Genomic DNA, 16,905 nt, shown 5'->3' on the forward strand with positions numbered 1-16,905 from the left:
GTGCGGAAGCTACGCAGGCGGCTTCGCGAAAAGAGAAAAGAGTCAGAAATGGCGATATTGAATATGGAAAACGATGGGATGCCAGGGCAGGTACTCATCGCGCTAAAGACATTGGTCGCATTTGGTCCAATGACTAAGGACCGATTGATCGAAATATGTGCACCTGCGCCAGCGATCGACCCGAAGCGCTTCCGATCCGCCGTCACGCGATGGGCTCAACTCGGTCTCTTTACTGAAGTTGATGGAAAGATTCGCATCGCACCTGACTACAACTGGCTGTCGAACCTTGAGGGCGAAGAGGCGCTACGTCAGATTCCCTCGGTGGTTCGCGAGGTAGCACTTAGCGAGATTAATAACAAGAAGTTCTGGGATGCGGACGCTAATCTGAGTGCGGATTTTTCCCGTGCTGCAGCTTGGATGCTCGCACAAGACATTTATACCCTTCCGTCTTCAGCGACACAGATCCAAACGCTAGAGAGCCGCCAGATTGGGAATGAAGCGCGAAGAATTCTTCAAAACGACACCCGTTGGAACGGATTCAAGCACTGGTCGGTTTTTATGGGCTTTGCCAGTGGCGACGATCCCCTAATTATCGATCCGACGATCGCAGTTCGAGATTCGCTACCCAGTATATTCAAGGAAATGAATACACTAACGGCGGTCGATTTCATTGAGACGCTTGCGAGAATCCTGCCGGTGCTCGATTTTGGTAGCTACCGCCAACTGGTGGAGGCCGAAATCAGAAATACGGAATTGGAGTTGCCTGCAGGAGACGATCTGTCAATGTCGCTGTCTCGTGCGCTTAAGCGCCTGGAACTCGCCGGAGCGATCAATTTTGAGGCCCGTTCAGACGCAAAGCAGGGTTACAACTTTACTGGTTTTTCTGGCAGGGTTTGGGACCGGTTCACGCACGTTACTTATCACGGGGACGAATGATGGCGCTTGCACGTTGGTGGCCCTCGAGCGCCGCGGTTAATGATTGCATCAAGCCGGAAGCAGAATCCGCAGAGGAATGCCTGTTGCTTGCCGTTCATCAATCGATGGATCTGACGAAGAGGGCAACCCAGGAGCGGACCGAAGAGGCTGCCACCGAACAGGATTTACTCAAGTACTTCCTGACCGATGACATGCCTACGGGTACGCTTATCCTTCCCCTGAGTGGGCCCTCGGGATACGGGAAGTCACACTTGATTCGTTGGCTGCATGCGCAGATCCGGCGCCGCCCGGAAGCGAGCCACGCCTACATTATTCGAGTGCCCAAGAGTGCGAGCTTGCGGTCTGTAGTCAAACAGATTGTGGAAGCACTGGATCCAGAGCAGTCAGCAGAAATGCTCAAGGCGTTTAATCAAGCGATTCCGGATTTTCAGCCACGTGCGGCGGCTAATCGGTTGCGCGCCGAGTTGCAGAATGTACTCGAGGAGCGGTTTCGACAACTTCGACTGCAGTATTCATCCGATAGCGCGGACAGTTCCGAGCAACTAACGGACCTGCATCACCTAAAAAATCTTCCAGGCTTGTTGGGTGACGTCGTCTTTACAGATCGTTTGCTTGGGCCGGAGGGCGACGCTTCTGATGTGGCACCGCTTATCCGACTCGTACGGCGTGCGACGGGAGCGAGTGCCGCGAATGGACTAGTGGATGAATCGTTGCCCCAGTTTGAGTCGGGTGATTTCGACATACCGATTGGCTTGATCGGTCAGGCATCGGCAAAGGTAAAAAACTACTATCTAACGACAATTGATGGCGCCAACGCGGAAGGGCGTGCGCGCGCCGTGAGGCTACTGAATGATGCTGTAGATACCGCCGTCGGTAATAGTTTCAATTTGAGTGCAAAGGGTGGGTATTCACTTCAAGATGTCATTCTTGACATCCGTAGACAACTCCTGAAGGACGGGAGGGAACTGATACTACTGGTCGAAGATTTTGCAGCACTCACAGGTATCCAAGAGGTGTTGTTTAATATCTGCATCCAGGAGGCAATACGTGACGGCAAGCAAGAGCTATGTCGAATGCGAACTGCGATCGCAGTCACAGAGGGCTATCTTGACAAGTGGGAGACCATTCGTACTCGGGCGAAATATGAATGGGCTATTCGGCCGACCGAAGAGCGGGATGAGATTGTCATTTCGCGATCGGTCGATCTCGTTGGTAGCTATCTGAACGCGAGCCGATATGGGATCGATCAACTCCGACGCATGTTCAGTTCGATTGACGATGAAAGCGTAGATTCGAGCGATTGGGTGACGGCATTTAGCGACGAAGAGGATCAGACATCAATCATTTCCGGCTTTGGCTATAGTTCAAGGGCACTTGCACTATTCCCATTCAACAGGGAGATCATCTCGGCGTTTTGTGATCGATATCTGAAGATCGGTGGACGACTTTCGTTTAATCCACGTGCGGTCATCAATTACATACTGAGGCCATTACTTCTCGATCATCGTGCTGCATTCGATACCGGGTCCTTTCCTGCTGATGTTGCCGTGGCGACGCCAAGCGCTACGGTCGCCGAGTTTGTGGCTAAGCAGCGGACCTTAACCACAGTGCAGCGAGAGCAGTATCGAAGCTTGCTCGCGAACTGGGGCGGCAATCCTGTGAATAGTGATGGATTGCACGTTCTTAACGCGTCAGTGCTAGAAGCGTTCAATCTCAAGCCTCTTGAAGCGATTGTGAATCGACGTGGCGATGTTGACCTGCCGCCAGTTGATGATGGCGGAGAGACGAAGGTTGAGGTTGAGAGCGATCGTGAAAAACAGCCTGTCGGCGTGCAGGAAGATCCGAAGATAACTGAATGGAAAGCGCGACTCGAGGCGTGGCGGGGAGGTGTAGAACTCGACCAACCGAGCGCCTCGATGATTCGAACGGCCTGCGTCAAACTGGTAGACGCCGTAACAAGCTGGACCTTGAATTCGCTCTCGGGATCTGACGTTAAAAATCTGTCGCCGAAAGCATTCCAAATCCCAAACGCGCGGGGCAATAATCAAGAATACTCCGTCATCGTTAGGATCGCGGAGACCAGTGAGGATCCGGATGGATTTCTCTTCAAAAGCTTGCTGGCGATCGTAAGATGGGCCCAGAGAGCATACCAGTGGAACTACCCAGAAGCGGACGAAGATTTCGTATACGCGTCCCAATTGGGGGAAAAGCTTGCTTCCGAATATCTGTCTCAGGTTCGCGCGATTGCAGACTCGGCGCTAAAGACCGTACTTCCGGCTCTGGCAATGCAGTCGCACGCGTTAGGCCTTGCAACTGTGAGAAAAGACTCAATCGGGACGGAGAGCGTTGAAGCGGTCCTTGCACAGGTTCTGACGCCAGCCGTCGATGTACCCAGTACATTGACCGCGACTGGATGGGCACTCCTTCGGAGGGATTGTTTTACCCATCGAAAAGGGCTGATGGATCTGTTTTTCCGTAGGTCAATGTATTTTCAGGGCGACACCGGAAAGATCCCAATGGCACTCGATGTCACCCGGATCTGGGGAATGCTGCGTGATCAGGACATATATGCAATTGGGTTACAGGCGAAGGAGTTTGATCGCGAAAAGGGACTGGAGAAGGAGATAACTTCTCACGTCAGGCAACTTGCTTCCAGTTTTAGACCACTTTCGGCCCAGTTTTATGGTGAACTTCGGAAGTGGGGCGAAGAGATGACTGCATTGCTCGGCGAAGAGACAAATAAAGCAGACCTATATGCGGAACTTCGTGCGGTTGTCTCAAACGCAATGCGAATTGGTGTGTGGCCGGACAATGTTGATCAAAACGCCTTTAGGGAGATCTTGAAGCAGTTCAATGCCTGCCCTCTAGCAGAGATCAGGAATCTATATGCCGACGCGGAGCGTGCCCAAACGGAAGCGGCGCGCATGGCAGTAATCGGGCGTGTCGATCCCAAGGCATTGCAGGACACGGAGGCGTTGATGTCGTCCATATCCCGGTTTGTTTCAAACTTGAGTGGACTCGTTGAGGCGAAGCGAAACGCGCTTATGGGCTTGGACAAGCGGCCTGTTATTGACGAATTGCTACAGGGACTCGACTCCGTAACATCAGGCGTGGCCATGCTAACTGGACGCGACGCGGAAACTGCGCGTCAGGGGGGGGACTCGTGAGCTTGCTCGAACAGACGAGGGCCCTCAAAGAGGGTTTGGGATATCTCGAGACCGTGAACGATAACGGAGAGGAGGTCCGTGAACTCCACGGACAAAAGCGGACCCTCAGCGTTCTGGCAGAGTCTTTAAATGTCAGCCGGGACAGCGTTCTTCGGTTGCGCTCCGCGAATGTCAATCTCAAGCTGCCAGAAGAGCTAATTGATGATGTCGTCAAATTGGGGGCTGCAGTACGCAAGAGAATGGAGAAGAAGCCAGGCTCGCAAACCCTGAAGTCGGGAAAGGACTGGTCGACATTGCTCGAGAAATTGGGCGTGCTCACGAAGGCTCTGGACGTCGCTGCGAAAGCTGGGTGGAAAGCTTACGTCGTAGAGAAGATCACAACGGATCCGCCGGTTGCGGTGAGGAGTCGTACAGCCGATACAAGCGAGAACCGCGGGTACGTTCGCGAATACGAAATAATTTATTCTCAGTTGCAGCAGGCGAGTCAGAGATTGCCAACGGATGTTGCTTTCATCGAGAACGTAGAGACACTCTCTCATTCGCTGTCTAGCGCGTACGAAAAGATCGATTTTGATGTCCCCGAGGCTGTGAGACTTTTCCTGGAGGGGGCGAACAGCATTGCTGGCGCGTCGCTGTCTCTGCTCACCGAAGAGGTTCTGTGCTGGCTGAAAAATCGGCAGGAAGACGGGCTTTACACAATTAGGGCACGCGTGAATTGATTTATGTATAACGATACGACTCTATTGATCGCATGTCTCGACGCGTTGGAACAACGTGAACTCCCCCTTTTGTCGTGGGGGGTCGTCGATTCGGCCATCACGCACGATGAGTTGGTTGAGTTGGTGACTCCGATACTCGAGGAGGCGACCGACGAGGGGCTTTGCACATATTTTGATGCCGACGCCGTGATTGACGAGATGGCCCGGCGGGTCCTTGTCACCTGTGTCGACGACGGCGAACCTCGATATCGGTCACGAATGGCCGAGACGATAAGATTGGCAAGCAAGTTGAGGCAGTGGTTCCCCAAGCACGGTAGCGATGGTGGATGGGTCAATGCCCCGATGCTTGTAGCGGACTACCGATTTCGCTGGAGAAGGCGCGAATATCCCGATCGCGATCTGACGCTAAGTGAGGTCCTGCCGGGATTCGAGAATGTCTCGCCTCAGAGTATTCTGGGGATGCGAGCCCTTCTGCAAACGGGGGAGAATGAGTTGAAGCTTGCGCAGTTTCAAGTGGATGCAACTAGGCGCATCCTGAGCGCGGTTCGTTCGCGGAGTGGTGGGGGGACGATCGTCTGCGCAGGCACCGGAAGCGGAAAGACCATGGCTTTCTATTTGCCGGCGCTCTCCTATATTGCGCAACTAATTCAGAGCGAAGCATCGAAGCGATGGGTAAAGGCGATAGCCCTGTATCCGCGTAACGAGCTACTGAAAGATCAGTTTAGCGAAGTCTACTCGCAGGCCCGACGTCTTGATCCGGTTCTTGCCTCTGGACGACGCAAGTTGGTCTTGGGCGCGTTATTTGGTGACACGCCGGTTTCGTCCCGGTTTCTTCCGGAACGATGGCGAATGGTTGGGGCGGACGCAGTCTGCCCGTATTTTTCATGTCCCATCCCTGGTTGTGATGGGTCGATGATGTGGCGTGACGCAGATCGCTCACGGGAGATCGAGCGACTCTATTGTAATACCTGTGCCCATTGTGTGCCCGAGGATGAGTTGGTTCTTACTCGCAATCGCCTTGCGGAGCAACCTCCCGATATTCTTTTTACTACGACCGAGATGCTCAATCGTCGCATGTCGGACTCCCGCTATCGGCACTTATTTGGACTTGGCACCCGGGTCCATCGACCGCCCGAGTTGATGTTAATGGACGAGGTGCACACGTATGCAGGCTTCCACGGTGCGCAGGTTGCATATCTGATGCGTCGATGGCGCATGGCGGTTCGCTCGCCGGTCCACTTCGTTGGACTGTCGGCAACGTTGCGCGACGCGCCGACGTTTTTCAGTCAGCTTACGGGGTTGAAGGCCGACCTAGTTGCGGAGATATCACCGTCTCCTAGCGAAATGAAAAAGGAAGGCGCTGAGTACACGTTGGCATTACGGGGAGACCCTGTTTCAAGGACAGCCCTTCTTTCGGCGACGATTCAGACGACCATGCTGATGGCAAGGACCGAGGATCGACGAGGTTATCCAGTCAGCGACGGCGCATACGGTAGCAGGGTATTTGTTTTTACGGATGATCTGGACGTCAACAATCGATTGTATTTCAGCATGTTGGACGCCGAGGGGCGGACACAGGATTCTCGTCGTGAACTCGATCTGCGTCGGCACCCTAACGGTCCGTTAGCACACCTTCGTCGATCCAACTTTTCGACGTCGCAGTATGAAAATGGGCAAGACTGGAGGATAAGTGAATCAATTGGTTACGATCTCTCGGTGTCGTTGCAGGTTGACAGAACAAGTTCGCAAGATACGGGCGTAGACAACGAAGCGGACGTTATTGTCGCTACGGCCTCGCTTGAGGTTGGATACAACGATCCAGCTGTTGGGGTCGTCATTCAACACAAGGCTCCGCGTGAAGTTGCGGCGTTTTTGCAACGACGCGGTCGAGCGGGGCGGTCGCGTAGCACTCGTCCGTGGACTGTGGTCGTCCTGTCCGACTATGGGCGAGACCGGCTTGCATATCAGGCTTACGAGCGACTGTTTGATCCGGAATTGCCGAAGCGTGTTCTTCCCCTGGCCAATCGATATGTTCAGAAAATGCAGTCGGTTTATGCGCTGATTGATTATGTCGGAGGTCAGCTAGAGCAATCCCGTTTGCATTATCACGTTTGGGCATTGTTGAGCGGCCCGGGAAAACGACAGGCCGAAATTGATCTCCAGGCACGGATTGCGCATCTAATAACGGCGATCTTAGAGAATGATGGGGAACGGGAGGCACTCGCGCGCTACCTATCTGATGCGTTGAAAGTGGATCGCGACACTGTTGAAGCGCTCTTATGGGATTTTCCGCGTCCTCTAATGACTGCGGTGCTGCCCACCGCGCTCCGTCGTCTCGAGTCGCAGTGGACAAAAATGGGTAACCCAGGGGAAGACCCGTCGGCAGGCCTCGGTCCTCTGCCAGAATTTATCCCGGAATCGCTGTTTTCCGATCTTAGCTTACCCGAAGTCGCGATTCACTTGCCGGGCGCACAGGACGATCCGGAAGTGATGCCAGTTCTGCAGGCAATGCGCGAGTTTGCGCCTGGTCGGATTTCGAAGCGATTTGGGTTCAGGTACGGCACCGAAAACCACTGGTGCGGGCCAGAGCATTTCTCGAATGAGTCGCATCAACACTTCGATATCGGTCCGTGCATGAAAGGGTATCTGCTGGGCAACTTTGAATACCTCGATAAGGGGGTACCGAATAGCACCCCGGTATTTCGCGTCGTACGCCTGGATGTGACCCAATCACCGCGTAACCTCGGGACGACTTCAAACGCGTTCTTGGAGTGGCATACACAGTTGGTACCGGGACTGCGGCCGTCGGTCTTTCCTGTCCCGAGATCATCACGGCTTTCGGGGATTCTTGGCGCGGCTTCGTTCTACACGCATCGCGAACAGTCTCCGATTGAAGTTCGACGATTCTCGCGCCGTTCTCGGGCGAATCTTCGGTTCACGGATGGACGAACAGAGGAGCGGACCTTTACGTTCGCGATGGACGGTGACGAGGTCGCGATCGGCTTTACGCTGAGTGTTGATGGCTTGAAATTCGACGTTAACGTGCCGGACGCACTGCACTCCGATGCAAATGGTCACTCGTCAGAAAAATGGCGTGCGTTACGGACGGCACGGTATTTTGATCTTGCGTGGTCCGGTGAAATCCTCGCCAGTGTCCAGAATTCGTTTTCGCGAGACTGGCTCGCACGCGTCTATCTCGGCGCACTTGTGTATAACGCCCTGACAGTAAATTGTTCGCTTGAAGAGGCGGGGACTTTGCTAAGTGAAGGGCGGGCAGAAATGGGATTGGTCGAGGTCCTCGAGAACGTGTTCCAATCGACGCAGGTGGATGAAGAGGAAGCGTCATATGGAGATACTCGGGGACCGGAGCGACTAAGGCATGAGCTAATCGCTTTCCTGAGTGATTCAAGCGTGCTGACTGAATTGAAGGCGCTCTCGAACGTCCTCTGGCAACCCATCGATCGAACATGGCAACAGTGGCTAGATTTGCGCTATCTGACGACCTTGGGCGCCGCAATACAGAATGCGGTCCAATCCCTTTGTCCGGATATTGACGTCGATTCTCTCGCAGTTGACGTCATATCGGAGCCTTCCACTGGGCCAGTGGCGGCTATCTGGCTGACCGAAACCATGGTTGGTGGAGGTGGACTCATTGAGAACCTGCTCTCTTGTTACGGTGAGGATCCAGCGCGGTTCTACGCTCTAATTGAAGCGTCGCTGCAAGCAGGGGAGTTTGAACTTGTCGATCAGCAACTTGGTAGTGTAGTGCGTTTGCTCGCGCTTGAACCAGCAGAACCGGAATTAACGGACGCCGTGGCGGAATTTCGGTATGCGGTTGGGCTACAGAGCAGTCGAGCGGCTTTCGACAGATTGAGATCCTCACTTGTCGAACACCAGATGCTTCCAAGCCACGCTTTCCTGGCTTCATTAAACGCGCGCGTACTGAGACCCGGCAGTTCCCAGGTTTCAGACCGATTCCTGCACGACATACTGACTGATTGGCAAGTATCAGAACAGCGCCTGGGGATTGAGATCGACGCTCGACTAATCGCCGCGTTTGCCGCACGAAATGATCTGCCGGATGAACTTCAAGACATGCTCGGAGAGGCCGGTATGTCTACCGATTGGAAAACGGGGATGATATACGGACTTCTCTGGCCCCGTGGAAGCTTGGTGAGGCAGCAGCATCTCTCGATCTACAACCCCTATTGCAACCTGCCGAAAACTGAGCGGTTACTCGTGGCCGAATCGATTCCCGAGTGGGATATTCGGATAGATGTTACGGAACTCGAATGGGAGCAGCGTTGCCAATCCATACTTGCTCACCGCGGATTTGTTACCTTGACCTGTCCTAAAAGCAGTGAGCAAATGTTACAGAATGCGTTTCACACCCTCATGCTAGATCCTGTAGATGCAGGCAGCCTGCATGTCTACCCAGCGTTGGTCGGGATGCGACAGTCGATCTTGGCTGTAGAGGCAGACATTCGGCTTCCCGAAGTAGAGGTGATCTGATGCGATCTCGAAGGATATTTAAATCCGCGACTGCCAGCCAGCACGAGGTGCGTGAGCTATTCCAGTTTGTTTTTCTCGGTGAACTTCTCAACCCGGGGCGTGCAACATGGCTTGTTAGTCCATGGATCAGCGATGTATCGATCCTTGACAACCGAACGGGCGCATTCAACCTTGTTGATCCTGACTGGGGAAGTCGTGAAATTAGCATATCGGAAATGTTGCTATCGCTCATGCGCCGCGGACAGCCCGTTTTTATCGCAACTAGGAGTCTTGATCACAATAAGCGTTTTCTTTCTGTGATGCGAGAAAAGGCGAGAAATTCTGGTCTTGAATCGAAATTGTGGATAAACGACCGTGCGGACGCTTTGCATACAAAGGGATTGCTTACCGATAGGGCGTTGCTTTCGGGTTCAATGAATTTTACCTATGGTGGCTTCGAGTTGAATGACGAGGTGATTTCATTTGATGTCGACCTGCAGCAGATCGCCGAAGCAAGAATCAACTTTGACAGGTATAGAAACGGCTAGGACGGAACGTGGCAAATATAGAGGATCTTATTCCTTCGTTGGATCTGGAAGAGTTGGCGGATGCTGAACGGAGTTGGCTTGATGCGTACGTCGCACGACTCGTCGACTCCGGCCCGACGCCTCTCGATCGGAATGCCGAGGGAGTCCGTGTTGCCGGAGCAGAGACGTGCGCGTGGCTGAAATTTTGGTCGAGCGCGTCGAACGTTCGGCCACTTGTTTTGCCGCTGGCATTCGACAGCGATGGAGCGATCGCATGGCTCGCGTGTGCGGATAGCGATCTGCTGGCTAGCGAAATGCTTGAGGAGTTAGCCGCCCACGTTGGCGTCGCCTACACCGATTTCTCGCCCTTGAGTCGCCTTGCCAGTCCGTACGATGCGATAACTCGAATCGCTACCGAGCGGTTTAAGTGGGTCTACAAGTTTGAAGGTGGTCGTGGCTCCCAGAATGGACAAATCTGGTCGATGCTAGGGATCTATCGAACTTCGATGGCGAATCGACCGGAGCGATACCGTCCAGTCCCACAAACGTTTGGCTCGCTCAGGCTACGCTTCGAGCGAGCAATCGCTGCAGGTAACGAGGCGGAGGCGTATCGAGTCCTGGAGCAATTAAAAGGCACTGGGCGACTCAACGCACAGAATGAGCGGTTTCTCGAAATTCATCTGCTTGCAGGACTTGGTCACTGGTCTCCGATGGTTGCTGGCGAGACGAAACTGCTAGCGCTTCGCGACCTGAGCTTGCCCCGGCAGACTCTCGGTGAGGCAGTCGAGGCACTGTACATCCACTTTCTGGCGATACATGAGAACGACGCGGACCTGTCTGCTGCAACGGCAACATTTAACGAAAAGATTAGGCCGCGATTTGCATGGTTATTCAGAGCGAGGAGGAGCATCACACGTCCTGCTGTCCTGAAGGCGTTTGCTCTTAACGAGCTTTCGCGGGAACGTCCGGACAGTGAACTGCTTGCAACGTTGCGGAACGAGTTGCAGAGTTCGGATGAACCCGTGTTGCCGCAGTGGTTTCCGGACACGAAACCGGATGTCGAAACTGCGGATTGGCTGAATGAAGGGGATATGGCGTTCGAGGATGCGGAATACGAACGAGCGATGGCCTTTTACACGCGGGCGCGGGAAAGTCAGCACGTTCTGCAGCGTATTCTGGAGTGTGCTATCGAAGTGGCGAGCACCGAAGCGACTCAGGAGGCGCTCGACGTGCTTGGCCGTTATCCTGCCGCGATGCAGGCCGCTTTGGGACCACGTTACCGGCGGAAGATTGAGCAACTCCAAAAATCGATCGATGCTGCACAGTCAGCCGTCGATGGAGAAAACATAGTTGACTGGAGAGGATGGGCGCGGGCTGTAAAGGCGGGATTGCCAGGTTCGGAGGCATCTCGCTTGGCGGCGCAGAAGGCGGAAGAGTGGCAACTGTCTGACTACACGTCTTATCCGGAGGCTGTCGGCGCGTTCGTGGCAGAAATCGATGACTACGAGGACGCGGCCTCGCGTACTTACGTAAGGTCGATTCCCCCCATTATCGAATTCTTTGAGCACGCCAAGGGGATGCCAGAAGTGCAGCGTCTTCATCAGACGCTGCTTACACTTATTCTGCTCGAGGGCAATGACGGATTAGAGGAATTAGACTCGGTACAAAGGATAACAGCAACCCTGCTCCAGTCGGGCATCTCGTCTGCCGAATACCGCGAATTGGTTGCCGATCTGCAGGACATGCTTAGGAGAGTCGGATCCCCCCGCTACTTGGATTGGGTGTTCGATATTGTCGAATTGTTTGCTTCGTTTCCGCGCCCTGATGAGGAAGCACCGCTAAGGTTGTTTTTCACTCTTCTGCAACTGGTCAATCAGTACAGGCACCGTCTGAGGACGGATCATTGGCGTGGACTGGAGTTGTTCGCGCAAGATTTCAATCAACTCCCTGCGATCAGTGAACTCCTTGCGGGGCAAAGCGATGAGGGGCAGCAGCAACATACCGACTTTGAACATCTGGCGAATAAATCGGTTGGCATCTACACGCTGACCGAATCGGCCGGACAACGCGCTGCGCAAATCCTGACGTCGCTTGTTCCCTCATGCCATGTCGAGTTGAATTCTGACCATGTCGCTACCGCTCGCCTGAAACAGTTGGCCGCAAATGCAGATGTCTTCGTCTTCGCGTGGCGTAGTAGCAAGCATCAAGCATATTTTGCGATCAAGGATGCGCGAGGCAACAGATCAGACCTCCTGCTGCCCGAGGGAAAGGGTTCTGCGAGCATACTTAAAGTCTTGAGCGAAGCAATCGTATAGAACCAGGAGTGGGGCCATCTACGTTATCGATCGTCTGCTGCTAGCCCTGAACATAGAGGTCACACGCGTCGCCGCCGGCCGTGCGCTCAACGCGTACCCGTGTTACTTCCGGAAAGGTATCTCTCACTTTTCGCAGAATGAAGGTGCACAGGCTCTCAAGCGTGGCTGGACCGAGTTCTGGGATGTCGTCCAGGAAGTGATGATCCAGTTGATCTCGCACTCGATCGATGGCTTGATTGAGAAGGCCCAGATCCACAATCATGCCGGTCTCTGGGTTAGGGCTCCCGCGTACAAAGACTTGAGCATGATACGTGTGTCCGTGGATGCGGCGACTCCCTTCCTGTTCAATCTCGCGATGCAGGGTGTGAGCGGCATCGAAGAAGAATCGTTGGCTTAGCTCGAAGATCATGGGGTGGTTAGAACGTTCTGAGGCTTACTTGTCGAGACTGTTGGGTATTTTCCATGTGAACTGCACTGACGCTGCCACAACGCGGTTGGTTGAAATTCGACCAACCGCGTGATGGCTACCGTGTACGGTTACGGGCGTTTCGATACGAAGTCACGATATCCCTTGGCACGAAGTTCACATGCCGGACATTGACCACATCCGTAGCCCCAATCATGGCTCTGTGTCCGATCACCTAGATAACATGTGTGCGTTTCCGTCCGAACGAGATCAACCAACGCGGCCCCGCCGAGTTCTGCAGCCATCTGCCAAGTGTCACTTTTATCGATCCACATCAACGGAGTATCGATAATTAGTTTGGAATCCATTCCCAACGCAAGGGTAACCTGAAGCGATTTGAGAGTGTTGTCGCGGCAATCGGGATACCCCGAGTAGTCCGTCTCACACATGCCACCAACTAGTGAATGAAGGTCACGACGGTAGGCAATCGCTGCTGCTAGCGTGAAAAACAGCAGATTCCGCCCGGGCACAAACGTATTGGGGAGGCCGCTCTTCTCCATCTCAATTGCCTTGTCCTGCGTAAGCCCGGTGTCGCTGATCGAACCCAGCACGGAAAGGTCGAGCAGATGATCCTGCCCAAGCCTTTTGGTCCAGTGAGGGAACTGCTCACGCAGTCGTGAGAGCACTTTCTGCCTGCACTCCAGTTCGACTGAATGACGTTGGCCATAATCAAATCCGACTGTCTCGACATGCTCGTAGCGATCTAGGGCCCACGCCAAGCAGGTCGTCGAATCCTGGCCACCTGAGAACAAAACCAATGCGCGTGTTTTCATTGAAGCACCTTGTGTCGCTTAGGAGTTTGCAACTTGCCGTGGCTTACGCAACGCTCGCTTCATGGAGCGCACCAAGTAGTTGGTCAAAAGATCGATATCACTTGGGGTATTCTGGATACCGTTCCACGGTCGCTCGTCATATGGTGCAAGGCGCCACTGACCGCTGGTCCATGCCGTATATTCTTTCAGTAACTGGAGGCTTCGTTCAAATTCTGAGCGGGTCGTGGCGCCTTCGCTCGAGTAGAGGTATTCCATTACGAATCCCATGGCCACGATCCCTGCACCGTGACGCAGGCGAGACGTCTTTGGGCTCATCCCGATCCATTCGCTTCCAAAAACTGTTGTCACTGCTCCAAAGAACGCATTGATGAAGTCATAGGCGCGGTTTTCGAAGTCGCCATCCTTTATGAACTCACGAATTGCACCATCAGAAGCTGAGTTCATCACCAACTTCTGCATCGCTGTATCGCTCAAGATCCCTTTGGGATTTGTATGTTGGCGGATTTCGCCGTGCAGTGAAGAGCCGCGTGTAAAGTTCAGGCGATCGACGATGCGCGCGGCAAACTTGCGAGCGGTAAATCGCTCGGGTAACCCTTCAACTGTTGGGAGTAGTTCGTAAATCAGCGTCTTCGGGAGTGGACGAGTGTTGTTGACCAACACGAATTGCTGGCGTAGTTCGTTGTAGTCCTTGCAGACAAGCGCGGAGACAAATACTTGGAAACCGGGTTTTGTGATTCCAGAAAGTGCGCTAAGGCGTTGCTGACCATCGACAACAAATCCCGGCTTTTTATCGCTAACCTTGATCTCGATGTCGACGATCCCATCTCCCTTGTCTTTCACCTTGACGCCTCCGATGAAGGCGACAATCAATGCATTAGGAAGCAGTGCGTCGTCGCGCCGCAGATAGTCGCGAATCTCCTTGATGTGAGATGCAATTTGATGGCGCTGGAAGCCACGCAACTGGCCGCTTTCTTCTCGCCCCACGCGCTCGATCTCGGAAAAAGACCAAATCTGCTCGGGCGTGGCGGCGAAAGTAAACACATCGTGCTCGGGCGCCTGCGACGCACGAATAGCCTTAAATCGGTAAACGCTCACCGTTTTTTCTCCAGGGTACGTTGTACGTGTTTGTGGTATACGCCCAGGTTGTGAAATCCACGGCGCTTATTCCGGTTACTGGATCGGAAAATGATGACCTCGACGCCAGCCTTGCTGCAGATCGAGCAACGGCAGCGCTTCCACGGAGCATCTTCCAAGGTACGTTCTATCAATGCACGCATCTTCTTCAACTCCCTTTCGTGCTTCTCGACGGGGTGTCCATCACCGAGCGTGAGGAATCGCTGATAGTCCATGACAGCTTCGAGCGCATCTTTAGCCTTACCACTACCGCCGTCAAATTTCCGCAATGACGTCAACGCTCGCTCTTCACGACGCTGCAGATCCTCAGCACTAAAGATTCCCCGCTTGATGCCTTGCATCAACCGAGGATTTTCAATTGCTTGAGGAATGCGGATCGCCGCATAATAATCGAGTCCACCTTTCGGAGATTCGAGGTAGTAGTTGGCCTTCGCGTCCTTGAAGGCGCGGATCAGCGGAGACGTAGAGTCGAAACTGGTGATGCCGAAGTTAGTAAACTGATGAATCGAGTCAGCCTTGGCAAACCCAAGCAGGTGAATCTTAGTGTCAGGTTTGATCGCATCGCGCAGTGTATGGAGAACCTGCTTGATAACGTCGACCTTCAAAGGAACAAGTCCCCCAACCGCTAGATAGCGATATCCCATTTTTTCAAGTCGAACAGCTGCGTCAGCCATGCTCTTTGGTGACCAGCCTTGGATGGCTCCGACCGGTTCGAATGGATATCCTTCTGCATCTGTTAGGCGTAGAAATTCCTCGGCGTTGGCAAGCGTAATATCAAAGCGTTCAACAACACCTTGCGCAACCTCGCTTGCAGGAGGATTGTCGGTCAAGCAGTCGAAAATTATGTGGTCTGGAGAGACGCCGTGCGTGAAACCTGCGTCAAGATAGAAATCCACTACCTCCTGCGGCGGGTAAGCGGGAGTTTTGCTGTCTGCATAGGCAAACGCTCCGCAGTCCCCAAGCACCATCGCGTTTTTGAACTTTGAGCCACCGTATCTCAGAAACTTGCGCACGCCATCCCGCAACAACCGTTGCTCTTCGGCAGTTGAATAGCGCACCTTGGATTTGGCCACGCCAGCAGCCTGACGAACGGCACTCATTGATACGAGTAGGCCATCATAAGGCGCAGGCATCATTAGTTCGTGCGCGTAGACATCGTCCCAGTAGCGGCGTCGCCCGGGAGCATTGCGGTCGTTGAGGAAGTCATACTCGGGATCTACATAATCCTGAGTATCAGAATAGAGGAATTTCATTGTTTCATGGTGCTCGTATAAGCTCTAACTAGTGCGTCTTGGAGTCTTCTAATATCTCGGTGTGTGTTTTGGATTTCGTTCCATGCGACACCCAATGCTTCCCATGTGCCCTTAGTCCAGCGACAGGCCGGAGCGACCTTTTCCAGCTCTTTGCGAACAGTTTTGTAGTCCTCGTTGCTGCCAGAAAGGCGGGCGTATATCCTATCCATTAGCACGCCCATGGCTTCGATGCCGGCGGAGTGCATCAAGCGACTTCTGCGCGGATCAGCACCCCATGCTTCAGGGAATATGTCCCGTACCGCAGACCAAAACGTCACGAGAACACGATACATTCCCTCGACGTCGACGACATCGCGGTTGGCGGACTTGTAGGAAGCAAGGGCTCCCAATGGATTGTTCATGCTATTGCGAATCATCGAGATCACCGCGGTATCGGTGATAACGCTGGTGCTGTTTCCCTTCTCGGAAATACGTTTGATCAATTTGTAAAAAGGTGATTCGGGGTCGCGATTAAGTAGGTTGCTGATTTCGGACGGAACCTTGCGAACACTTAGTTCCCGCGGCAGCAAAATGCTGCGAGTCTCAGGCAACAGTTCGTTAATTAGACGCGTCGGGAGGGGCTTAGCCTTGTTTACGAGAATGAACTGTTCGCGCTGAATCTCAAGATTGTCAGAAACGAAACCGACAACAGGCACAGGAATGCTTTTTCGCCCGGCTTGTGCCAATGCCAGCGAACGCTGTTGGCCGTCGACAATCCAAGCGACACGCCGGCCCTCTTCATAGACGGGAATCGTCAACGTACCAGCTTGTGCAATTCCTTGATCTCCAGTGGGCTTTGTGCCGCGAGCAGCAGCGAAGTGCACCGCCGGCGACATTGCAAGGATGATTGCATTTGGAAATAGAACGTTACCCTGATTCAGATAGTCGACGATTCCCTTAACATGGGTTCGAATCTCGGGGCGCTGGAATCCTTTGAGCGCGTCGGACTCGGTCCGCTCGACTCTGGATATGTCAGCAACCTTCACGATATCGGAGCCGTGAATAAAAAAAGCATACACGTCAAGGTCTTCGCCTTGGGTTGTGCGCAGCGCGCGGACTACGATTTCATCTTTCGCCATGTTCCG

General features: G+C 53.6%; 11 protein-coding genes. 6 read left to right on the forward strand and 5 right to left on the reverse strand.

Annotated features, from left to right (window positions below):
- Positions 1-48 precede the first annotated feature (48 nt).
- Genes dpdG through dpdD form a run of 6 tightly spaced genes read left to right on the forward strand, consistent with a single transcriptional unit; the run spans position 49 to position 12,155 of the window.
- Positions 49-936, forward strand: coding sequence for a protein DpdG (dpdG, locus tag AB4Y35_RS08545; protein ID WP_368704092.1), 888 nt, complete (start codon positions 49-51; stop codon positions 934-936).
- Positions 933-4,103, forward strand: coding sequence for a protein DpdH (gene dpdH, locus AB4Y35_RS08550; RefSeq protein WP_368704093.1), 3,171 nt, complete (start codon positions 933-935; stop codon positions 4,101-4,103). The genes dpdG and dpdH overlap by 4 nt, the downstream gene beginning before the upstream one ends.
- Positions 4,100-4,822 (forward strand): hypothetical protein, encoded by a 723-nt coding sequence (locus AB4Y35_RS08555; protein WP_368704094.1) that lies wholly within the window; start codon positions 4,100-4,102, stop codon positions 4,820-4,822. The genes dpdH and AB4Y35_RS08555 overlap by 4 nt, the downstream gene beginning before the upstream one ends.
- A 3-nt stretch (positions 4,823-4,825) precedes the next feature.
- Positions 4,826-9,334 carry a protein DpdJ gene (gene dpdJ, locus AB4Y35_RS08560; protein ID WP_368704095.1) on the forward strand — a complete coding sequence of 1,503 codons (4,509 nt, stop codon included), beginning with the start codon at positions 4,826-4,828 and terminating at the stop codon, positions 9,332-9,334.
- Positions 9,334-9,861 (forward strand): phospholipase D-like domain-containing protein DpdK, encoded by a 528-nt coding sequence (gene dpdK / locus AB4Y35_RS08565; protein WP_368704096.1) that lies wholly within the window; start codon positions 9,334-9,336, stop codon positions 9,859-9,861. The genes dpdJ and dpdK overlap by 1 nt, the downstream gene beginning before the upstream one ends.
- Before the next feature lie 8 nt (positions 9,862-9,869).
- Complete coding sequence (dpdD, locus tag AB4Y35_RS08570) at positions 9,870-12,155, forward strand: protein DpdD (protein ID WP_368704097.1); 2,286 nt, start codon at positions 9,870-9,872, stop codon at positions 12,153-12,155.
- A gap of 40 nt (positions 12,156-12,195) precedes the next feature.
- Here dpdD and AB4Y35_RS08575 read toward each other — a convergent pair whose 3' ends face one another.
- From AB4Y35_RS08575 to dbpB (AB4Y35_RS08595), 5 genes are all read right to left on the reverse strand, one after another.
- Complete coding sequence (locus AB4Y35_RS08575) at positions 12,196-12,564, reverse strand: 6-carboxytetrahydropterin synthase (RefSeq protein ID WP_368704098.1); 369 nt, start codon at positions 12,562-12,564, stop codon at positions 12,196-12,198.
- Positions 12,565-12,692: 128 nt separating this feature from the next.
- The gene (gene queC / locus AB4Y35_RS08580) at positions 12,693-13,394 is read right to left on the reverse strand and encodes a 7-cyano-7-deazaguanine synthase QueC (protein ID WP_368704099.1); all 702 of its coding nucleotides are present in this window, start codon (positions 13,392-13,394) and stop codon (positions 12,693-12,695) included.
- 18 nt (positions 13,395-13,412) lie between these two features.
- The gene (gene dbpB / locus AB4Y35_RS08585; protein ID WP_368704100.1) at positions 13,413-14,489 is read right to left on the reverse strand and encodes a DGQHR domain-containing protein DpdB; all 1,077 of its coding nucleotides are present in this window, start codon (positions 14,487-14,489) and stop codon (positions 13,413-13,415) included.
- Positions 14,486-15,781, reverse strand: a complete 1,296-nt coding sequence (dpdA, locus tag AB4Y35_RS08590) for a tRNA-guanine transglycosylase DpdA (RefSeq protein WP_368704101.1) — start codon at positions 15,779-15,781, stop codon at positions 14,486-14,488. Before dpdA ends, dbpB (AB4Y35_RS08585) begins: the two co-directional genes overlap by 4 nt.
- Positions 15,778-16,899: a DGQHR domain-containing protein DpdB gene (dbpB, locus tag AB4Y35_RS08595; RefSeq protein ID WP_368704102.1), complete on the reverse strand. Its 1,122-nt coding sequence runs from the start codon at positions 16,897-16,899 to the stop codon at positions 15,778-15,780. Before dbpB (AB4Y35_RS08595) ends, dpdA begins: the two co-directional genes overlap by 4 nt.
- Between the last annotated feature and the right edge of the window lie 6 nt (positions 16,900-16,905).

This window comes from Paraburkholderia sp. EG286A (genome assembly GCF_040965375.1).
In the GTDB taxonomy this organism is placed as follows: Bacteria; Pseudomonadota; Gammaproteobacteria; order Burkholderiales; family Burkholderiaceae; genus Paraburkholderia.